The 21,221-nt window shown below is 72.8% G+C and carries 17 protein-coding genes and 1 tRNA gene; 4 read left to right on the top strand and 14 right to left on the bottom strand.

What is annotated here, in order from left to right; all coding sequences use genetic code 11:
- Positions 1–404: 404 nt before the first annotated feature.
- From treY to H508_RS0104385, 5 genes are all read right to left on the bottom strand, one after another.
- A complete protein-coding gene (treY, locus tag H508_RS0104405; protein WP_026373179.1) occupies positions 405–2,729 on the bottom strand; it encodes a malto-oligosyltrehalose synthase in 2,325 nt (774 codons plus the stop codon).
- 12 nt (positions 2,730–2,741) lie between these two features.
- Positions 2,742–4,985, bottom strand: coding sequence for a glycogen debranching protein GlgX (gene glgX / locus H508_RS0104400; RefSeq protein WP_035253770.1), 2,244 nt, complete (start codon positions 4,983–4,985; stop codon positions 2,742–2,744).
- Between the two features lie 144 nt (positions 4,986–5,129).
- The gene (locus H508_RS0104395) at positions 5,130–5,603 is read right to left on the bottom strand and encodes a YbaK/EbsC family protein (protein WP_026373177.1); all 474 of its coding nucleotides are present in this window, start codon (positions 5,601–5,603) and stop codon (positions 5,130–5,132) included.
- Between the two features lie 142 nt (positions 5,604–5,745).
- Positions 5,746–6,852, bottom strand: a complete 1,107-nt coding sequence (locus H508_RS0104390) for an ABC transporter permease (protein ID WP_156905979.1) — start codon at positions 6,850–6,852, stop codon at positions 5,746–5,748.
- The gene (locus H508_RS0104385) at positions 6,849–7,880 is read right to left on the bottom strand and encodes an ABC transporter ATP-binding protein (RefSeq protein WP_084155038.1); all 1,032 of its coding nucleotides are present in this window, start codon (positions 7,878–7,880) and stop codon (positions 6,849–6,851) included. Before H508_RS0104385 ends, H508_RS0104390 begins: the two co-directional genes overlap by 4 nt.
- A 140-nt stretch (positions 7,881–8,020) precedes the next feature.
- On the opposite strand from H508_RS0104385, the gene H508_RS0104380 reads away from it, so the two are divergent.
- Positions 8,021–8,962 carry an EamA family transporter gene (locus tag H508_RS0104380; protein WP_245569440.1) on the top strand — a complete coding sequence of 314 codons (942 nt, stop codon included), beginning with the start codon at positions 8,021–8,023 and terminating at the stop codon, positions 8,960–8,962.
- A gap of 47 nt (positions 8,963–9,009) precedes the next feature.
- Complete coding sequence (locus H508_RS0104375) at positions 9,010–9,516, top strand: hypothetical protein (RefSeq protein WP_026373173.1); 507 nt, start codon at positions 9,010–9,012, stop codon at positions 9,514–9,516.
- A gap of 27 nt (positions 9,517–9,543) precedes the next feature.
- Here H508_RS0104375 and H508_RS0104370 read toward each other — a convergent pair whose 3' ends face one another.
- The 8 genes from H508_RS0104370 to H508_RS0104335 form a co-directional block, all read right to left on the bottom strand.
- Positions 9,544–10,302, bottom strand: coding sequence for an LmeA family phospholipid-binding protein (locus H508_RS0104370; RefSeq protein WP_035253766.1), 759 nt, complete (start codon positions 10,300–10,302; stop codon positions 9,544–9,546).
- Between the two features lie 220 nt (positions 10,303–10,522).
- A tRNA-Gly gene (locus H508_RS0104365) sits at positions 10,523–10,596 on the bottom strand.
- A gap of 82 nt (positions 10,597–10,678) precedes the next feature.
- Entirely contained in the window at positions 10,679–11,002 is a 324-nt protein-coding gene (locus H508_RS0104360) for a GNAT family N-acetyltransferase (protein WP_026373171.1), read from the bottom strand.
- 39 nt (positions 11,003–11,041) lie between these two features.
- Positions 11,042–11,887, bottom strand: coding sequence for a TerC family protein (locus H508_RS14495; RefSeq protein ID WP_084155036.1), 846 nt, complete (start codon positions 11,885–11,887; stop codon positions 11,042–11,044).
- Between the two features lie 55 nt (positions 11,888–11,942).
- Entirely contained in the window at positions 11,943–12,992 is a 1,050-nt protein-coding gene (gene lplAB / locus H508_RS0104350; protein ID WP_026373170.1) for a lipoate-protein ligase LplAB, read from the bottom strand.
- A 9-nt stretch (positions 12,993–13,001) separates the two neighbouring features.
- Positions 13,002–14,024 (bottom strand): alpha/beta hydrolase, encoded by a 1,023-nt coding sequence (locus H508_RS0104345; protein ID WP_026373169.1) that lies wholly within the window; start codon positions 14,022–14,024, stop codon positions 13,002–13,004.
- 9 nt (positions 14,025–14,033) lie between these two features.
- A complete protein-coding gene (locus tag H508_RS0104340) occupies positions 14,034–14,921 on the bottom strand; it encodes an alpha/beta hydrolase (protein WP_026373168.1) in 888 nt (295 codons plus the stop codon).
- Positions 14,922–14,948: 27 nt separating this feature from the next.
- Positions 14,949–17,207, bottom strand: coding sequence for an ATP-binding cassette domain-containing protein (locus H508_RS0104335; protein WP_026373167.1), 2,259 nt, complete (start codon positions 17,205–17,207; stop codon positions 14,949–14,951).
- 297 nt (positions 17,208–17,504) lie between these two features.
- Here H508_RS0104335 and H508_RS0104330 point away from each other — a divergent pair, with 297 nt between their 5' ends.
- Entirely contained in the window at positions 17,505–19,181 is a 1,677-nt protein-coding gene (locus H508_RS0104330) for a thiamine pyrophosphate-dependent enzyme (RefSeq protein WP_026373166.1), read from the top strand.
- Here H508_RS0104330 and H508_RS14490 read toward each other — a convergent pair.
- Positions 19,175–19,693 carry a VanZ family protein gene (locus H508_RS14490; protein WP_051222669.1) on the bottom strand — a complete coding sequence of 173 codons (519 nt, stop codon included), beginning with the start codon at positions 19,691–19,693 and terminating at the stop codon, positions 19,175–19,177. The genes H508_RS0104330 and H508_RS14490 overlap by 7 nt on opposite strands.
- Before the next feature lie 106 nt (positions 19,694–19,799).
- Between H508_RS14490 and H508_RS0104320 the strand changes: the two genes are divergently transcribed.
- The gene (locus tag H508_RS0104320; RefSeq protein WP_026373165.1) at positions 19,800–21,116 is read left to right on the top strand and encodes a uracil-xanthine permease family protein; all 1,317 of its coding nucleotides are present in this window, start codon (positions 19,800–19,802) and stop codon (positions 21,114–21,116) included.
- Positions 21,117–21,221: the final 105 nt, after the last annotated feature.

Genomic DNA, 21,221 nt, shown 5'->3' with positions numbered 1-21,221 from the left:
CCGACCCCTCCGGCGGCGACGCGACCGGCTCGGCACCGCCGTCGGCGCGAACCGAGTCGCGAGCTCGATCGTCTGAGACGCGAGCAGTCTAGTAACGGCGTCTGCGAACGCGCCGAGAGCATGCCCCGCCGCGGAGCGCCCGGCTCGGCGGGTGAGCGGTCACTTCCGCCCGTGAGCGGTCACTTCCGCCCGTGAGCGGTCACTTCCGCCCACGAACGGTCACTTCCGCCCGTGAGCGGTCAGCCCCGCCCGTGAGCGGTCGCTTCCGCGCGTGAGTGGTCGATCCGGGCCGCGGGTGGGATCGTGCGCGCGGCTGACCGCTCAGACGCGGAAGTGACCCCTCAGGCGCCGAGATGACCGCTCGGGCGCCGAAGTGACCGCTCGCGCGGAGCTGACCGCCCGGGTCAGTCGTCGGTTCGAGTGAGGAGGGCGACCGGCAGGGTCGAGAGGAGGTCGGCGAGCGGCGTCTCGCCGCCGCGGAGCTCCTTCGTCGTCAGCAGCTCGCGCCACCGGCCCTCGGGCAGCTGGATCGTGGTGTCGCCCCAGCCGCCGCGCGCGGCGAGCCCGATCGGCATGCGCGTCGCGACGGCGATCGCGCCGCCCCGGTCGAACGCGATCGCGTGGGCGGCCGCCTCGCCGTGCGGCAGGATCGGCGCGTAGTCCGCGAAGCGCTCGGGGTGGTCGCGCCGCAGGCGCAGCGCCTCGCGCACGAGCCGGGTCTTCGCGACCTCGAGGTCCCACCCTCCCGACAGGGGCGAGCGCGCGGACTCGCGCAGCGCATCCATCCGTGCCCAGTCGATCGGGCGGCGGTTGTCGGGGTCGACGAGCGACTGCTCGAGCGCCTCGGAGCCCTGGTAGACGTCGGGGAAGCCGGGAATCGTGAGGCTCAGCAGCTTCGCGCTCAGCACGTTGGCGCGGAAGCCGGCGTCGGTCGACTCGAGGAACGCCTCCACGTCGCGGCTCGCCGGCTCCTGCAGCACCTGCCGCACGAGCTCGGCGAGGTGGCCCTCGAACTCCTCGTCGGGCGCCGTCCAGTGCGTGATGTCGTCGGCCTCGCGCGAGGCCTTCTCCATGTAGGCGAGCAGCCGCTCCTCGCTCGCGGGCCACGCGCCGACGACCGCCTGCAGCAGCAGGTTGACGAAGGGCCGCCCCTGGTTGGGCGCGAAGACCAGCAGCCGGTCGAGCAGCGCCTCCCACTCGCCCGGCACCTCGGAGATCGTCGTGATGCGCGCGCGCACGTCCTCGCCGCGCTTCGTGTCGTGGGTCGAGAGCGTGTTCATCGCGAGCGGCCACTCCTGCTGGCGCTTCGCCATCGAGGTGTGGAACTCCTCGACATCGACGGAGAACACCGCGGGGTCGCCGCCCACCTCGTTGAGGCTCGTGAGCCGCGAGTAGCGGTAGAACGCGGTGTCCTCGACGCCCTTCGCCATCACCATGCCGCTCGTCTGCTGGAAGCGCAGTGCGGCGGGCTGCTCGGGGTTGCCGAGCACCGGCAGCAGCGCGTCGATCGTGCCCTCGAGGTCGGGCCGGTGCTGCTTCGCGAGCTCAGCTGCGCGGCCGAGGTGGTCGCGGCCCTCGGGCAGGTAGGAGCGGTAGACGGGGAAGCACGCGAGCAGCTCGGCGATCGCGTCGGCCGCGTCGGCCGGCGCACCCCGCTCTCCCCACGCATCCGCGGCACGTACCTCGCGCTCGAGGCGCAGCACCTCGGCGCGCAGGATGCCGTCGGCGATGCCGCGCTTCGTGCCGTGGATCATCTCGGCCCAGTCGACGCGCTCGCCGCCGCGCAGCCGCGCGTCGAGCGCGTCGAGGGGCTCGGCCCCGGCGGGGTCGGTGAGCACGCGGTCGATGAGCCCGAGCGTGTCGTAGCCGGTCGTGCCGGCGGTCGCCCAGCGCGGCAGCTCCTCCCCCGGCTCGAGGATCTTCTCGACGAGCACGAACGCGCCGCCCGTGAGCCGGTCGAGGTCGTCGAGATAGCCCGCAGGGTCGCGCAAGCCGTCCGGGTGGTCGACGCGCAGTCCCTGCACGAGCCGCTCGTCGAACCAGCGCGCGATCTCGGCGTGCGTCGCGTCGAAGACCTCGGGCAGCTCGACCCGCACAGCGGCGAGCGTCGAGACCGCGAAGAAGCGCCGGTAGTTCAGCTGGTCGTCGCCCTGCTTCCAGTGCCCGAGCCGGTAGTGCTGCCGCTCGAGCACCTCGTGCGGCGTGCCCTCGCCGGTGCCGGGTGCGATCGGCAGCCGCGTGTCCCAGTACCTGAGCGCCTCGCCGCCGTCCTCGATGGCGAGGTGGCCGACGGTGCCGTCCTCCGACCAGTCGTCGTCGCCGACGATCGGCAGCAGCAGCTTGCCGCCGCCCGCGTCCCAGTCGACGTCGAAGTACGGCGCGATCGCGCTCTCGCGCCCCTCGCGCAGCAGCTGCCACCACCACGCGTTGTGCTCGGGCACCGCGACGCCCATGTGGTTCGGCACGATGTCGACGAGCACGCCCATGCCGAGCCTGCGCGCCTCCTGCGCCACCGCATCCAGTCCCTCCGGCCCGCCGCGCGACGCGTCGACGCGCGCGTGCGAGACGACGTCGTAGCCGTGGTTCGAGCCGGGCTCCGCATCGAGGATCGGCGAGAGGTAGACCCAGTCGACCCCGAGGTCGGCGAGCGCCTCGAGCCGGGCGGCCGCGTCGAAGAGCGTGAACTCCTCGCTGATCTGCAGTCGGTAGGTGCTCTGCGGGGCGTGCACGGCTCTCCTCGCTCAGTCCTGCTCGGGCGTCTCGGATGCGTCGACGGTCGCGATGGCGCCGGTCGCGGTGCCGTTCACGGCGGCGAGCGAGGCCGCGACCGAGAAGTCCTGCTCGACCGGCGGCTTGTGCTCGCGCAGCACCACGAGCGCGCGCGACGCGATGCGGAGCGTGCTGCCCGCCTCCACGGGCTCGTCGTGCGGCGCCTCGGCGCCCGTGTCGATCAGCACGTCCCACGCCTCGGCGTACTCGGCCGGCGGCAGGACGAGCTCGCGCTCCTCCTCCGAGGCGCTGCAGTAGATGAGGAAGTGGTCGTCGACGATCCGCTCGCCGCGCTCGCCGACGCCGGCGATGCCGTGCCCGTTGAGGTACATGCCGACGGTCTTCTCGCCCGCGGCAGCCTCCCAGTCGCCGTCCTCCATCGGGGTGCCGTCGCCGCGCAGCCACACGATGTCGTTGAGCCGCTCGCCGTTGCCCGTGCGCACCGTCGTGCCGGTGAAGAAGCGCTTCCGGCGGAAGGTCGGGTGGTCGTGGCGCAGCTGCGCGATCGCGGCCGTGAACTCGATGAGCGGCTGGTCGATCGTCGACCAGTCGATCCAGCTGAGCTCGGAGTCCTGCGCGTAGGTGTTGTTGTTGCCCTGCTGCGTGCGGCCGAGCTCGTCGCCGTGCAGGATCATCGGCACGCCCTGGCTCAGCAGCAGCGTCGCGAGGAAGTTGCGCTGCTGGCGGGCGCGGATCGCGAGGATCTCGGGGTCGTCGGTCGGCCCCTCGACGCCGTAGTTGTAGGAGCGGTTGTGGCTCTCGCCGTCGTTGCCGTCCTCGCCGTTGGCCTCGTTGTGCTTCTCGTTGTAGCTGACGAGGTCGCGGAGCGTGAAGCCGTCGTGCGCGGTGACGAAGTTGATGGATGCGACGGGCCGGCGACCGGAGTGCTCGTACAGGTCGGCGGAGCCGGCCAGGCGGCTCGCGAACTCCCCGAGCGCGGTCGGCTCCCCGCGCCAGAAGTCGCGCACCTGGTCGCGGTACTTGCCGTTCCACTCCGTCCACTGCGGCGGGAAGTTGCCCACCTGGTAGCCGCCCGGGCCGATGTCCCACGGCTCGGCGATGAGCTTGACCTGGCTGATCACCGGGTCCTGCTGCACGAGCTCGAAGAAGGTCGACAGCCGGTCGACGTCGTAGAACTCGCGCGCGAGCGTGGAGGCGAGGTCGAAGCGGAAGCCGTCGACGTGCATCTCGGTCACCCAGTAGCGCAGGCTGTCCATGATCATCTGCAGCGCGTGCGGGTGGGCGACGTTGAGGCTGTTGCCCGTGCCGGTGTAGTCCATGTAGAACTGCTCGTCGCCCTCGACGAGCCGGTAGTAGGCCTGGTTGTCGATGCCGCGCCAGCTGAGCGTCGGGCCCATGTGGTTGCCCTCGGCGGTGTGGTTGTAGACGACGTCGAGGATGACCTCGATGCCGGCGGCGTGCATCGCCTTCACCATCGCCTTGAACTCCTGCACCTGCTGGCCGCGCTCGCCCGTCCCCGCGTACTCCGCGTGCGGGGCGAAGAAGCTCAGGGTGTTGTAGCCCCAGTAGTTGCGCAGGCCCTTCTCGAGCAGCACAGCGTCGTGCACGAACTGGTGCACGGGCATGAGCTCGATCGCCGTCACGCCGATCTTCTGCAGGTGGGCGATGATCGACGGATGCGCGAGGCCCGCGTAGGTGCCCCGGAGCGCCTCGGGCAGGTCGGGGTGGGTCTGCGTGAGCCCCTTGACGTGCGCCTCGTAGATGACCGTCTCGTTGTAGGGCGTGCGCGGGTAGCGGTCGCCCGTCCAGTCGAAGAACGGGTTGATGACGACGCCCTTGACCATGTGCGGCGCGGAGTCGTCGTCGTTGCGGCTCAGCGGATCGCCGAAGTTGTAGCTGTGGAGCGGCTGGCCCCACTCGATCGTGCCGCTCGTCGCCTTCGCGTAGGGGTCGAGGAGGAGCTTCGCCGGGTTGTGCCGCAGCCCGCGCTCGGGCTCGTACGGGCCGTGCACCCGGTAGCCGTAGCGCTGACCGGGCTGCACGCTCGGGAGGTAGGCGTGCCAGACGAAGGCGTCGACCTCGGTGAGCTCGACACGGGTCTCGACGTCGTCGTCGTCGAAGAGGCACAGCTCGACGCGCTCGGCCGACTCGGTGAAGATGGCGAAGTTCGTGCCGGTGCCGTCGAAGGTCGCACCCAACGGATAGGGCTGGCCGGGCCAGACCTGGAGCTCAGGGGCGGAAGCGGTGTCAGTCATCGGGCTGAGTGTATGGCGGGGTGTCTGTGGTACTGCTGGGGGCGGTCGCATCGCGAGCCCCTCCGAGAGCCGACGCCCGGGACGGGCGTCGGAGCTGGGGTCGCGGTCGAGGCCCGAAAGGGCCTCGACCCTCAGCTCCACCGCTCAGTCGCCGACGACGCGCTCCTCGCCGCCCGTGATGCGCAGCAGCTCCTCGTAGCTGAGCATGAAGACGGTGTCGGCCGTGCCGGCCGCCGCCGAGAGCTGCTCGTAGTCGGCGAGCGCGACGTCCACGATCGTACGGATCGGCGCGGGGTGCCCGAGCGGCGCGACGCCGCCGATCACCTGGCCGGTCGCGGCACGCACCTGCTCGGGCGTCGCGCGCTCGATCGGCCCGGCGCCGAGCTGCGCGGCGAGCGCGGCCGTGTCGACGCGGTGGCGACCCGACGTCATCACGAGCAGGGGCGCATCCGCCATCCAGAAGATGAGCGAGTTGGCGATCGCGCCGACGTCGATGCCGAGCGCCGCCGCGGCGGCCTTCGCCGTGTGCGTGCCCTCGGGGAAGCGGATGATCTCGCGGTCGATGCCGAGCGCGGCGAGCTCTCGCCGGATCGCCTCGGCCCTGGGAGGCAGCGTCATGCCCCCATCCTGCACAACGCAAGCCGCTCGGCCGAGATCCGCCGCGCGGGAGCCGGCCGCGCGCATCCCGCCGCCGGACGCCCGGCGCGGGCTTGCGTTGTGCGTGGGACGGGAGGGAGCGGGCCGAATGGGTCGGCTGGGCTCACGCGATGCGGCTGCCGGCGGCGAGCGTGCGGGCGGGAGCCCGCACCGCCGCGATCGCGCCCCACACCGCGAGCGCCGCGAGCGCGAGGTGGATCGCGAGCCCGACGAACCAGCTCGGCACCGTGCGCTCGTAGACCTCCTCGGCCGTCTCGCCCTGCCACGCCCCGTAGGGCAGCACCTCCGGGCACTCCTCCTGCACCGGCTCGAGCTGCGCGTACCGCACGCCGATCGCGATCTGACCGAGCAGGTCGTCGGGGTAGCCGCTCGCGTCGAAGTGCGGCGGCACCGCGTCGGCGAGGATCACGTAGGGATTGGCGGCGAGCAGCGGCCAGACGCGGTCGGGCCTCGGCACGGTCGTGTCGAACGTGCGGTCGGTGACGCGGCACGTCGTCTCGTCGGTCTCCTCGTCCCAGTCCCACGTGACCTCGTTGTAGGTCTCCTCGCTCTGGAACGCGATCGTCGCGACCCCGAAGCCGATGAGGGTCCCGACGCTGAAGAACGCGACGACGAGGTAGGTGACGACGGTCGAGAGCACCGGCCGGCGGATGAGCCCGGACAGGCCGACGCCGATCGCCGAGACCACGCCGATCTCGACCACGACGACCGGGATCGCGATGGCGACCGCCTCGATGCGCAGGCCCCCGAGCAGGGCGGAGCCGAGCATGAACGGCGCGCAGACGGCGAGGAAGCCGAGCGAGGCGATCCACGCGCCGAGCACCTTGCCGAGCACGAGCTGGGCGGCCGTCACCTGCGTCACCTGCGTCGCGGCGAGCGTGCCGCCGTCGCGGTCGCCGTTGACGGCGTTGCCGCTCAGCGCCGGCGTCACGAGCGAGGTGACGAGCATGACGAGGAAGATCGTGGTCGAGAAGATCGCCCCGCCGAGGTCGCGCTGGTAGCCGGAGAGGGACAGGAACAGCACGACGATGACGCCGCCGACGACGAGGCCGACGACGACGAGCAGCACGTACCAGGCGACGCTCCGCACGCGCTGCGCGAGCTCGAGCCGCACGACCACGCCGAGCATGCGCAGCCACGCACCGAGCCCCCGCGGAGGAGCCGGCACGGGTGCCGGCTCCCGGGGCGGGAGGGTCGTCGTCTGGCTCATCGGCGGCCTCCCGCGAGTCCGAGGTAGGTGCGCTCGATGTCGCCGACGGCGGGCGCGAAGTGGACGATCGGCACGCCTGCGGCGACGAGCCGCTGCAGCAGGTCGGCGGCGTGCTCCTCGCGGTCGAGCGCGATGAGCGCGACGTCGCCCTCGAGCCGCACGCGGTCGAACGCGACGCCGATGCTCGCGAGCTGGTAGCTGAGGGCGCGCGGGTCGAGGGCGCGCACGCGCCACTCGCGCGCCGCCTGCCGGGCGAGCACGAGCCGCTCGCCGCCGACGACCTCGCCGCGGTCGACGAAGACGGCGTCCTGCGCGATCTCGTCGAGCTCGGAGAGGTCGTGGCTCGAGATGAGCACCGTGCCGCCCGCGGCCGCGAAGCCGCGCAGCAGCTCGCGCAGCTCGACGCGCGAGGTGGGGTCGAGGCCGGCGGCGGGCTCGTCGAGCAGCAGCACGCGCGGGTGGTGCACGAGCGCGCGGGCGAGCCCGAGCCGCTGCTGCTGGCCGCGCGAGAGCACGCGGCTCGGCCGGGTGGCAAGCTCCTCGAGCCGCGCCTGCGCGATGAGCTCGTCGGCGCGCTCGCGCGCCCGGCGCTCCGGCAGCCCGTGCAGCCGCCCGACGGTCACGAGGATCTGCCGCGGCGAGAGCGTGCGCCACGTGCCGAGCACGTCGGGCATCCACCCCATCGCGCGCCGCACGGCCCGCGGGTCGCGCACCGGGTCGGCACCCGCGACGCGGATCGCGCCGGCGTCGGGCGCCAGCAGCGAGGCGAGCATGAGCAGGAGCGTCGTCTTGCCCGCACCGTTCGGCCCGATGAGGCCCGTCACGCGACCGGGCTTCGCGTGGAAGGTCATCGCGCGCACCGCGTGCACGCCGCCGAAGCTGCGCCGGAGGCCCTCGACGACGATGCCGTCGGCGCTCAGGTCCACCGCGTCGGCGGGGCGGACCGGGTCGACGAAGACGGGGGATGCGGGCAGCGGCTCGGGCGCGCCGGGGCTCGCGGGCGCGCCGGGGCTCGCGGGCGCGCTCATCGCGGGCGCCGGCGGCAGGAGGGACGATCCATAGCCACATCCTGGGGCTCGCGGCGGAGCAGCGGAACAGGCGCGCCCGAAGATCATCCTCTGGCGTGACGCGGGCGCTCGCGGCCGGAGCGCCGTCCTACCCTGGAGGAGTGCCTGCCTCCGCCCGATCCCTCCTGCGCGGCATGCCGACCGGCGGGCTGCTCGTGGGCGTGCTGCTCGTGCTCGGCTCGATCGCCTCGGTGCAGCTCGGCGCGTCGATCGCGAAGACCGTCCTCGATCGCATCGACCCCGCCGGGCTCACGCTGCTGCGGCTCGTCTTCGCGGCCCTCGTCGTCCTCGCGATCGCGCGCCCGCGCATCCGCTCGTGGAACGCCGCGGCGTGGCGCTCGATCGTCTTCCTCGGCGTCACGCTCGCGGGCATGAACCTGCTGTTCTATCTCGCGCTCCCCCGCATCCCGATCGCGGTCGCGGTGACGGTCGAGCTGCTCGGCCCGCTCGTGCTCGCGCTCGTGCAGTCGCGGCGGGCGGTCGACTTCGCGTGGGTCGGCGTCGCGGCCCTCGGCGTGGGCGTCATCGGCGTGCAGTCGCTCGGCGGCGACCTCGACCCGGTCGGCGTGCTGCTCGCGCTCGCGGCGGGCGGCTGCTGGGCCGCCTACATCCTCGCCTCGGCGCAGGTCGGGCAGCGGGTGCCGGGCGTCGGCGGGCTCGCGGGGGCGCTCGTCATCGCGGCCGTCGCGGTGCTGCCCTTCGGCCTGCTCGGCGCGATCGACGCGGTCGCCGCCGACCCGAGCGTGCTGCTGCCCGCGTTCGGGATCGCGATGCTCTCGAGCGCGATCGCCTACGGGCTCGAGCTGCTCGCGCTCCGCCGCGTGCCGACGCGCGTGTTCGGCATCCTCATGTCGCTCGAGCCGGCCTCGGCGGCCCTCTTCGGCTTCCTCGTCATCGGCGAGCTGCTGACCGGCTGGGACCTGCTCGCGATCGCGCTCGTCATCGTCGCCTCGGCGGGCGTCGCGCTCACCGCCGCGCGCGCGAGGCGCGAGCCGCCGCCGCTGACCGGCCCGAGCGGGCTGCAGCTGCCGCCGCTCCCCTGAGCCGCTCGGGCAGGGACGGCGCGGGCGCCGCCTGCCACGATGGATGCGTGGACGGGCACGACGACGACGCGGCGCGGTGGGCGCCGCCCGAGCGCCGCGCCGCAGCGGGCGGCGACGGCGGTCGCGCCGAGCCTGCCGCTCCGTCCGCGGCGGCGCCGTGGACGCGCGGCGTCCGCCAGCCCCGGGAGCCCGTCGACGCATCCGCCCCGCTCGAGGCGGGGCCCGTGCCGGTGCCGGAGCTGCCGTGGGAGCCGCCGCCGGAGGCCGAGCGGGCGGCCGCGCGCGAGCCGCGCATGTGGCCGATCGCGGTCGGCGTCGCGGCGCTCGCCGTGCTCGCGTGCATCCCCCACTGGGTCGCGCCGACGGTCGCGATCATGGTCGCGCTCGTCGGCATCCCGGTCGCGTGGGGCTTCCGCCGCATCTCGCACGGCCGGCGGCGCGTGCAGTACATCGTCGTGGTGCTGACGTTGCTGCTGACGGTCGCGCTCTCGGTCGTGGCGCCGCTCCTCTGGCTGCGACTCGGGGTGCTGCAGCCGCTGCAGCTGCCGAGCTGAGCCGCGCCGGACCCGCGGCAGCGTTGCCTAGGCGCAGGTGCCGGGCTCCTGCAGCGCCGGGTCGGCGACGATGCCGCCGGCGATGTCGAAGCGCGCGACGAGCTCGTCGCCGTCGACCTCGATCGACGTCAGCGTCGCGCCGGCGGGCACGGACGACGCGATGCACACCCGGCGGTCCTGCAGCAGCCCGTCGAGCGCGGCGCCGAAGCGCTGGCGCAGCTCGTCGGCGCGCACGGTCGCCTCCGCGATCGTCCCCTCGACGGGCGTGAGCACGATGTCGCCGTCCGACGCGCTGGGCTCGAGCGCGATGCCGAGCGGGATGGATGCCCCGAGCACCTCCGCCTCGAACGAGGCGGCGACGTTCGGCGCGGCGAGCTCGACGGAGCCGGCAGGGAACCCGTCGATGCCCGACAGGAGCGAGCGCAGCTGCTCGGTCGTCATGCGCACCTCGGCGGCGCCGCCGGCGGCGGGTGCGTCGCCGCGGATGGGGACGGCCTCGCCGCGGGCGACGACGTCGCCCGAGAATGCCCCGACCGTCACGTCCCGCGAGGCGATGCGCACGTCGGCGAGCGTGCCGGCGATGAGCTGCGGCAGCAGGATGCCGTCGATGTCGACGTCGACCGGGTGGTCGGCGGGCAGCGCGAGCCGCTCGACGACCGCGTCGCGCACCATGCCCGGGACGACCTGGCGCGCGACGAGCTCGGCGCCGACCACGAGCGCCGCGAGCAGCAGCAGCGCCGCGACGCCGACGATCGCGCCGCGTCCGCGCTTCCGAGCTGCTGCCACACGGGCATCGTAGGCGCGAGGCCGGCGCGCGGGCTGGACGTCGGTACCGCGGCCGGGCCCGGCAGACGCGGAACGGCCCGGTCGCAGACCGGGCCGATGGAGCGGATGACGGGCGCGCAGGTCCAGTGGACCTCCGCGTGATCCGACCGGTGCGGCCGCAGGCCGCGCCTCCGTTCGATTCCCGGCAGACGCGGAACGGCCCGGTCGCAGACCGGGCCGATGGAGCGGATGACGGGAATCGAACCCGCGCTATCAGCTTGGGAAGCTGAAGTTCTACCATTGAACTACATCCGCGTTGCCGCTCGAGCGGCTTCCCCATCGTACGCCACAACGCCCGCCGACGCCTGCGCCCGCCGATGCGCGGCCCGGTGGCGCGTCAGCCGCCGTACGGGTGCGCGACGATGTCGGCCTGGTCGGGGTGCTTCTCGAGCCACCGCTGCACGAACGTGCACTGCGGCACGATCCGCCGGCCGGCCTCGCGCGCCTCCGCGATCGCGAACGCGGCGAGGGCGCTGCCGACGCCGTGGCCGCCGAACGCCTCGCCCACGACGGTGTGCTGGAGCGTGCGCTCCCCCGTCTCCTCGTCGTCCGCGTACGACAGCACCCCGGCGAGCTGGTTGCCGATGTGCGCCTCGAAGCGCGAGCGGTCGGAGTCGTCCCCGACGACGACGTGGGTGCCAGACGCTGCGGGATCGCTCATGCCGCCCATCCAACCCCGAAGGCAGATGGGCGGCAAGCCTCACGCGGAGCTGTCGCGCTGCGGGTGCGTGTGCCCCGTCGCCGCGTCGTCGGCGCTGCCGCGCACGGGGGTCGCATAGGTGCGCATGTGGAGCCGCACTGCCTCCTCCTCCTCGGCCTTGCCCTGGCGCTTGCGGCGGCGGGCCGCCGCCGCGAGGTTGAGGCTCTCGACGAGCACCGCGAACACCATCGGGCCGTAGATGAACGCCTTGTCGATGTGGAAGCCGAAGCCCTCGGCGATGAGGAAGACACCGATGAGCAGCAGGAACGACAGCGCGAGCATCTTGACCGTCGGGTGGCGGTTGACGAACTCGAAGATGTAGCGCGCGGCGAAGAGCAGGATGCCGAAGGAGATGACGACCGCGCTGATGATGACGATCATGTTGCTCGTCATGCCGACCGCGGTGATGACCGAGTCGAGCGAGAAGACGAGGTCCATCGCCAGGATCTGCGCGAGCACGGCGCCGAAGGTCGCCTTCGCGGCGCTCGAGCCGTGCGACTCCTCGTCGCCCTCGAGCTTCAGGTGGATCTCGTGGATCGCCTTGTAGAGCAGGAACCCGCCGCCGCCGATGAGGATGAGCTCCCGGCCCGAGAACCCCATCCCGAACACGGTGAAGAGGTCGTCGTTGAGCGTGATGATCCAGCCGGCGAGCAGCACGAGCCCGACGCGCATGACCATCGCGAGCGTGAGCCCGAGCGTGCGCGCCTTCGCCTGCTGCGACTCGGGCAGCTTCGCGGCGAGGATCGAGATGAAGATGACGTTGTCGACCCCGAGCACGATCTCGAGCACGAAGAGCGTGAGGAAGATCGCGAGGAGATCGGGCGTGAGTTCGAGCGAGAAGTCCATGGTGCGACGATCGTAGGGCGGCGAGCCTGCGAATCGGCCCCCGATCCGATCGCCGTCACGGCACCCGGTGCAGCCACTCCTCGGTCGCGAACTTCGAGCGGATGCGCTCCTCGGCCTCGGCGAGCTCGGCCTCGGTGAGCGCGCCCTCCGTGCCGCCGTAGAGCCGCCGGAACGTGCCCTTGAGCGCGTCCTGCACCTCGGCCTTCGCCATGCCGGTCTGCGACTTCAGCGGGTCGACGCGCTTCTTCGCGCTCGTCGTGCCCTTGTCGCTCAGCTTCTCGCGGCCGATGCGCAGCACCTCGGTCATCTTGTCGGCGTCGATGTCGTAGGACATCGTCGCGTGGTGCAGCACGGCCCCGGAGGCGAGCCGCTTCTGCGCCGCACCGCCGATCTTGCCCTTCGCCGACGTGATGTCGTTGAGCGGCGCGTAGAACGCGTCGATGCCGAGGCCCTTGAGCCCCTCGATGACCCACGCATCCAGGAACGCGTACGAGTCCTGGAAGCTCATGCCCTGCACGAGGTCGCCCGGCACGTAGAGCGAGTAGGTGATGGCGTTGTCGGGCTCGGAGAACATCGCGCCGCCGCCCGTGATGCGGCGGATGACCGGGATGCCGTGGCGCTCGGCGTTCTCGGGGTCGACCTCGTTGCGGTACGACTGGAACGAGCCGAGGTAGACGGCGGGCCCCGCGAGGTTCCAGAAGCGGAGGGTCGGCCCGCGGGACCCCGCGCCGACGGCCTCGGTGAGCACCTCGTCGAGCGCGACGTGCACGATCGGCAGCCGCGGCTCGTCGTCGATGATGGTCCACTCGTAGTCGCTGAACGAGCTCGCGTGCTGGAGCGCGCGACGGATGGCGACGCCGACCGACTCGGGCGTGAAGCCGAGCAGCACGGCCTCCGGCGGCAGCGCCCGCTTGATCGCCTCGCCGATCTCGGCGGCGGTCGCGGTGACGGGGAGGCCGTTGACAGCCGCGTCGATCGTGCCGAGCGCGTCGTCGGGCTCGAGGAAGAAGTCGCCCGCGAGCCGGAAGCCGGCGATGCGGCCGTCCTGCTCCTCGAGGTCGACCACCACGAGCTTGCCGCCGGGGACCTTGTACTCGCCGTGCATGGCCTCAGCCTAGGCGGATGCGCTGCTCGAGCGCGGGCGGGCGGACGCTCTCCCGCGCAGCGTCGCCGTGGACCACGCGCGCATGACGCGGTACGCCTCGGCCCGCGGCTGCGGCCACGACAGGAAGACGTCGTGGATTGCGCCCTCGATCCGCGCGATCGTGACGAGGGAGCCGATCCTCGTCGCCGCGCGCGCGATGTCGTCGACGGTGAGCACCGAATCGGAGCTCGTGAGCTCGTCGACCCACCGGAACGGCGGCATCGAGCGCGTGGAGAGCAGCACGAGCACGGGGCAGCCGACGTCGACGCCCGCCGCGATCCGCTGGTGTCCCGCGAGCACGGCATTGAGCCATCCGGGGTGGATCGCGAACGCCTCGGCGGGTCGCCAGCGCTCGCGCCCCGCCGCGATGGGGAGGGAGCCGATCTCGGCCTGCGCTCGCGCGTAGGTGCTCAGCTCGATCGCGGGCGGCGCGCTGAGCGGCGCGACCCGCGCGTGCGCCCGCAGCAGCGGCGCGATCGCCTGCCGCGCGAGCGCGCCGGTCTGCAGCTCGAGCCACGGGCTGTTGAGCACGAGCGCGGCGGCGATGCCCGGGTGCCGCGCGGCCCAGAGCGTGAGCGTGAGCCCGCCGGTCGAGTGGCCGAGCAGCACCAGCCGGCGCGAGCGCTCCCCGCCGCCGTGGCCCATCGCGTCGAGGGCCGCGGCGATGTCGGCGTCGTAGGCGTCGAGCGAGTCGACGTAGCCGGGCGTCTGGCCGTCGCGCAGCGAGCGGCCGTACTTGCGCAGGTCGAGGGCGTAGAAGCGCGCCCCGAGGCCGTTCCACGCCTGCGCGAGCTCGGTCTGGAAGAAGTAGTCCGACCAGCCGTGCACGTACAGCACGTCGACGTCGCGGAGCGGCCCGAGCATCCGCTCTCGCCATCCCGGGAGGCTGCGCACGAGCGTCGCGACGAGGTCGCCCTCGGCATCGTCGCCGAGCGGGAGCGTGCGCTGCTCGAACGGGGCGCCGAGCACGTCGGGGATCCACGGCTCGGCCACCCGGACAGCCTAGGCGCCGGGCGTCTCGACCCGCGGCTCGAAGAGGCGCTCGTCGAGCCACGCGACGAGGTCGTCGAGCACCTTCTGGCGGTTGATCTCGTTGTAGATCTCATGCCGCGCGCCGGGATAGATCGTGAGGGTCACGTCGTCGAGCCCGCCGCGCCGACGGTAGGCCTCGGCGAGCCGTCGCATCGACTTCGAGCCGCCGAGCGAGTCGTCGGAGCCGCCCGCGATGAGCAGCGGGATGGGCGGCTGGATGCGCTTGGGCACGCCGTAGAGGCGCGTGCCGTCGGCGACGCCGAAGAGCGGGAGCACCTTCGCGGGGAAGGTGAGCGGGTCGTCGACGAAGGCGCTGATGATCGCGGGATCCCGCGAGAGCCACTCGTAGCCCGTCGTGCCGAGGTGCGCGTGCCGGGCGTTGAGGTCGCCGGCGTTCACCCAGCCCGGCACGCGGTAGGCGGTGCCGCTCAGCACGGCCGCGTCGACGAGGTCGCTGCGGCTGTTGAGCAGGATCTGCGTCGAGAGCGAGCCCCAGGAGTGGCCGACGATCGCGATCGGGATCGTCGGGTGCTCGGCCCGCATGCGCTTCAGCACGTTCACGAGGTCGCCGACGACGGCGCGCATGCCGCCGGGCCCGAGCCGGCCGAGCTTCGTCAGGTCGCCGCCGTGCTGCTCGACACCCGTCGCGCCGTGCCCGCGCTGATCGATCGCCCACACCGCGTAGCCGGCCTGCACGAGCCGCTGCGCGACGTGCTCGTAGCGCAGCGCGTGCTCGCCGAGGCCGTGCGCGATCAGCACCGCCGCCTTCGGCCGGCCCGGCTGCCACTTGTAGAGGTGGATCGTGACGCCCTGGAGGTCGACGAACGTCGACTCGTCGCGGAGGGCGGTGATCTGCATGCCGCGGAGTCTAGCCGCGAGAACTCCTCAGACCGCGGCGAGCCGCTTCGCGAGGTGCTGGCCGGTGAGCGAGTCGCCCGGCTCGGTCGCGAGCGCGATCGGCGTGCCCTCGAACACGACGCGCCCGCCCTGGGCGCCCGCGCCCGGGCCGAGGTCGATGAGCCAGTCGGCGCGCGAGACGACGTCAAGGTTGTGCTCGATGACGATGACCGTGCGCCCGGCGTCGACGATGCGGTCGAGGAGGCCGATGAGGTTGTCGACGTCGGCCATGTGGAGGCCCGTCGTCGGCTCGTCGAGCACGATGACATCGGCGGCCGTGCCCATCTCGATCGCGAGCTTGAGCCGCTGCCGCTCGCCGCCCGAGAGCGAGGTGAGCGTCTGCCCGAGCGTGATGTAGCCGATGCCGACGTCGACGAGCCTGCCGAGCATCGGCTGCACCTGCTTCTCGGTGAAGAAGTCGGCGGCCTCCTCGATCGACATGTCGAGCACGTCGCCGATCGACTTGCCTCGGAGCTCGTACTCGAGCACCTCCGCCGTGAAGCGCCGGCCGCCGCACAGCTCGCACGGCGTCGTGACGCCGGCCATGAAGGCGAGGTCGGAGTAGATGACGCCGAGCCCCTTGCACTCGGGGCACGCGCCTTCGGAGTTCGCCGAGAAGAGCGCGGGCTTCACGCCGTTGGCGGTCGCGAAGGCCTTGCGGATGGGCTCGAGGATGCCGGTGTAGGTCGCCGGGTTCGACCGCCGTGAGCCCTTGATGGCGGATTGGTCGACGAAGGCGACGCCGTCGCGCGGCAGCGAGCCGTGGATGAGCGACGACTTGCCCGAGCCCGCGACCCCCGTGACGGCCACGAGCACGCCCGTGGGCACATCCACGTCGGCGCCCTGCAGGTTGTGCTCGCGCGCGTCGCGGATCTCGAGCCGGCCCGACGGCGTGCGCACCTCGGCCTTGAGCTGCTGCCGGTGCTCGAGGTGCTCGCCCGTGCGCGTGCCCGACGCGCGCAGCTCGTCGAACGTGCCCTCGAACACGACCTGCCCGCCGTGGACGCCCGCGCCGGGGCCGAGATCGAACACGCGGTCGGCGATCGCCATCGCCTCGGGCTTGTGCTCGACGACGAGCACGGTGTTGCCCTTGTCGCGCAGCCGCTGCAGCAGCCCGTTCATGCGCTGCACGTCGTGCGGGTGCAGCCCGGCCGTCGGCTCGTCGAAGACGTAGGTGACGTCGGTGAGCGCCGAGCCCATGTGGCGCACCATCTTCGTGCGCTGCGACTCGCCGCCCGAGAGGCTGCCCGCCGGGCGGTCGAGCGAGAGGTAGCCGAGCCCGATGGCGTCGAAGGTCTCGAGCAGGTCGATGAGCTTCGCCCGCAGCGGCGCGGTCGCGGCGCCGCCCGCGTCCGGCGGGATCGCCGCGACGAAGGCGGCGAGGTCGGTGAGCTGCATCGCGGTCGCCTCGGCGATCGTCACGTCCTGCACGCGCACCTCGCGCGCGGCGGCGTTGAGCCTCGAGCCGCCGCACTCGGGGCACGCCTCGAAGGTCGCGGCGCGCTCGACGATCGCGCGGAGGTTGGGCTTCATCGAGTCGACGTCCTTGACGAAGACGCTCTTGCGGAGCTTCGGGATCAGGCCCTCGTAGGTCATGTTGAAGCCGGCGAAGGCGACCTTCCGCTCCTCGCCGTGCAGGAACGTGTGCAGCTCGTCGTCGGTGTAGTCGGCGATCTTCTTGTCGGGATCGAGCAGCCCCGAGTCGGCGTAGACCTTCCAGTACCAGGTGCCGACGCCGTAGTTGGGGAAGTCGATCGCGCCCTCGTTGAGGCTCTTCGAGCGGTCGACGATGACGTCGACGTCGATCGTCGAGACGCGACCGAGGCCCTCGCACGCCAAGCACATGCCGCGCGGGTCGTTGAAGGAGAACATCACCGACGACTCGAGCCGCGGGGTGCCGGCGCGCGAGTAGAGGATGCGGAGCATCGTGTACGCGTCGGTCGCGGTGCCGACGGTGGAGCGGGAGTTCGCGCCCATCTGCTCCTGGCTGACGAGGATCGCCGCGGTGAGCCCCTCGAGGCTGTCGGCGTCGGGCTGCGGCGACGGCGGCATGAAGCCCTGCACGAACGCGTCGTACGTCTCGTCGATGAGGCGGCGCGACTCCGCCGCGATCGTGCCGAACACGAGGCTCGACTTGCCGGAGCCGGAGACGCCCGTGAAGACGCTCAGCTGCCGCTTGGGGATGTCGACGTCGACGTCGCGCAGGTTGTTCTCGCGCGCGCCGCGCACGCTGATGTGCTCGGTCACGCCTGCGAACCTAGCGCCACCCGCCGACGTCGGTAAGGTCCGACGCTCGCCGCTCAAGGTGCCTACCGTCTTGCTCGCACGTCAAGAGGAGGCGATCTTTCGCTGGCACGCTCCGTCCCGCGTGGCCGAACCCGCGCGTAGCCTCAGGAACGGTTCGGCACCTTCGACCCCTCGGCTCCGCTCGCCACCAGCGAGCAGCACGGCCCTGCGAGCGCCAGCTCAGCGACCCACGCGACGCATCGGCGGCTCTCCCTCGAATCTCTTCTGCCGAAACTTGGAGCTCTCTTGACCCAGCTCATGCCCGCGCCGACGCGCCAGGCTGTCCCCACGCATCCCCGACCGCTCACCGAGACCGCAGGCCACGCGATCGTGCGCGTGCTCGAGGAGCACGGCGTCCGGCGCGCGTTCGTCGTGCCCGGCGAGAGCTACCTCGAGGTGCTCGACGGGCTGCACGACTCGTCGATCGAGACGGTCGTGTGCCGGCACGAGGGCGGCGCGGCCTACATGGCGGAGGCGGAGGGCAAGCTCGGGCCGCTGCCGGGCATCGCGATGGTGACGCGCGGACCGGGCGCGGCGAACGCGCTCGTGGGCGTGCACACCGCGTGGCAGGACTCGACGCCGATGGTGCTGTTCATCGGCCTCATCCCGCTCGCGCACCGGCACAAGGAGGCGTTCCAGGAGTTCGACGTCGACGGCTGGTTCGCCGCCGGCGCGAAGAGCGTCGTGACGCTCGACGTCGCCGAGCGCGCGCAGGAGGTCGTCGCCGATGCGCTCTTCCTCGCCCGCGCCGGACGCCCCGGACCGGTCGTCGTCGGACTGCCGGAGGACGTCATCCGAGAGTCGATCGAGCCCCACCCGCAGCCGCAGCTGCCCGTCGCCGACGGCGGCATGACCGCGCACGACCTCGACGCCCTGCGCGATGCGCTCGCCGGCGCCGAGAAGCCGCTGTTCGTCACCGGCGGCAGCGACTGGGACGCGGAGGCCTCCGCCCGGCTCACCCGCTGGCTCGAGCGGCACCGCCTGCCCGCGGTCGCCGAGTGGCGCACGGAGGGCATCGTGCCGTTCGACTCGCCCTCCTACGCGGGCCCGATCGGCTACGGCCGGCCGAAGCCGACGCTCGACGTGCTCGAGGAGTGCGACCTGCTCGTCTTCGTCGGCACGCTGCCGGGCGACGTGATCACGAACGGCTTCCTCGTGCGGCAGGGCTGGGAGCGGCGCAACTTCCTCGTCTCGATCGACCCGACGCTGCGCGGCCGCTCCGGCGCCGTGAGCCACCACATCCTCGCGCGGCCGAGCGCATTCGCGCGCGACCTCGACCGGATCGAGCTCGCGCCCGACGATCGCCGCGCCGACTGGACCGCGCGGCTGCGCGAGCAGCAGGTCGCCTTCAGCGCCCTCCCCGACCCGCAGCCCGGCACGGGCCGCGCCTCGATGGCGACCGTCATGGCGCACCTCGTGCCGCAGCTCGACCACGACGCGCTCGTCACCTTCGGCGCGGGCGAGCACACGAACTGGGCGCACCGCTACTTCCCGACGCGCGCCTACCCCTCGATGGTCAGCTGCGGCAACGGGTCGATGGGCTACTCGATCCCGTCGGCCGTCGCGGCGTCGCTCCACTTCCCCGAGCGGCAGGTCGTCTCGATCGCCGGCGACGGCGAGTTCCTCATGAACGGGCAGGAGCTCGCGACCGCCGCGCAGGTCGGGGCGACGCCGCTCGTCGTGCTCGTCGACAACCAGGAGTACGGCACGATCCGCACGCACCAGGAGCGCCGCCACCCCGGGCGCGTCTCGGGCACCCAGCTCGAGAACCCCGACTTCGCGATGCTCGCGCGCGCCTACGGCGGCCACGGCATCGCCGTCGACCGCGACGCCGACGTGCCCGCGGCGGTCGAGGAGGCGCTCGGGCTCTGGCGGGAGGGCGAGCGGTTCGTGCTGCTCCACGTCATCACGGAGCAGCGCGAGCAGGCCTACTGAGGCGTGCGGATGCGTCGGCCGGCCGAGCGGTCCGCGCCCGGCCGCGCTCGGCGCGCGATCGCGAGCGCCGCGAAGGCGAGCAGCGCGCCGAGCACGGCGCCGATGCCGTTCGCGAGCGCGTCGTCGACCGCGCACGAGCGGCCGAGCGCCGGCACGAGCGCCTGCAGCGCCTCGATCGCGACCGCGAGCGCCGCCGCGACGGCGGCGCCGAGCGCGGGCCTGCGGCTCGCGACGCCGACGAGCATCGCGAGCGGCACCGTCAGCACGACGTTCGCGAGCGGCTCCGGCGCGGTGAGCCGCGCCTCGACGGCGAGCACGCAGCCGGGTTCGAGCTCTCGACCGCTCGGGCTGAGCGTCGCGGCGAGCACCGCGATCCCCGCGAGGCCCGCGAGCACCCACGCGATCCGAGGCCGACCGGCGAGCCACGCGCCGATGGGCGGCGCAGCCAGTGCGACCGCGGCGAGCGCGGCGGGTGCGAGCCACGGGTGGGCGGCGAGGATCGTCGAGAGCACGTCGTGACGCTAGCCGGGGTCGCCGCTCGCGCGCGTCGGCCGACCGGATGACCGCGGACTACGATCCCAGGGGCGGTCTCCGCCTCCGCTCGACCGAAGGGACCGCATGTTCTCCTGGAGCCTCCGCGACGCGTCGCGGCTCACCGCATCCGACATCGTCCTCCCCGAGGAGCGGCTCGCATGGCCCCGCACGATCGGGCTCGGGATGCAGCACGTCGTGGCGATGTTCGGCGCGACGTTCCTCGTGCCCATCATCACCGGCTTCCCGCCGTCGACGACCCTGCTGTTCTCCGGCATCGGCACCATGCTGTTCCTCCTCGTCACGAAGAACCGGCTGCCGAGCTACCTCGGCTCGTCGTTCGCGTTCCTCGCGCCGATCGGTGCCGCGACCGAGATCGGCGGTCCGGGCTTCGCGCTCTCGGGCGTCATCCTCGTCGGGCTGCTGCTCGCGCTCGTCGGCGCGATCGTGCACTTCGCCGGCAGCCGCTGGATCGCCGCGCTCATGCCGCCCGTCGTCTCGGGCACCATCGTCGCCCTCATCGGCTTCAACCTCGCTCCCGCCGCCCGCGACAACTTCATCGCCGACCCGCTGATCGCCGCGATCACGCTGCTCGCGATCATCCTCACCTCGGTGCTCTTCCGCGGCATGGTCGCTCGCCTCGCGATCCTCGTCGGCGTCGTGCTCGGCTACGTCGTCGCACTGCTGACCCGGCGGGTGGACCAGGAGAAGCTCGACGCCATCGATGACGCCGCGTGGATCGGGCTGCCCACCTTCACGACCCCGACGCTCGACCCGGCGCTGCTGCCGGCGATCCTCATGTTCGTGCCGGTCGTGCTGCCGCTCATCGCCGAGAACCTCGGGCACGTCAAGGGCGTCGGTCAGCTGCTCGACCGCGACCTCGACCCGCTCGCCGGCCGCGCGCTCTTCGCCGACGGCCTCGCCACGACGATCGCCGGCGCGTTCGGCGGCTCGCCGACGACGACGTACGGCGAGAACATCGGCGTCATGAGCGCGACGCGCGTCTTCTCGACCGCCGCGTACTGGATCGCGGCGATCACCGCGGTGCTGCTGGGCCTCTCACCCAAGGTCGGCGCGGTCATCTTCGCGACGCCCGACGGCGTGCTCGGCGGCGTGACGACCGCGCTCTACGGCCTCATCGGCATCATCGGCGTGCGCATCTGGGTCGAGAACGGCGTCGACTTCTCGATCCCCCGCAACCAGTTCGCCGCGGGCGTCGGCCTCATCGTCGCGATCGCCGACTTCACGCTCTCGTCGGGGCAGATCTCCTTCGGGGGCATCGTGCTGGGCACGGTCGCGACGCTCGTGATCTACCACCTGATGGATGCGCTCGAGCGGCTCCGCGGGCGGCCGGCGGCGGTGCGCGACGACCACGCGCCGCCCGCGACCGCACCGACCGACTGACGCGGTGCAGGCTGCCGCGTCGACGCATGAGGACACGCGGGCCGATCCATCGGATTTGAACGAACTGCACCCGCGGGGGAATACGCTGTCCGCACGACCCGTTGC

The organism is Agrococcus lahaulensis DSM 17612, from assembly GCF_000425105.1.
GTDB lineage: Bacteria > Actinomycetota > Actinomycetes > Actinomycetales > Microbacteriaceae > Agrococcus > Agrococcus lahaulensis.
The sequence above is the reverse complement of the archived record's forward strand: the minus strand, read 5'-3'. Positions and strand labels throughout refer to the sequence as shown.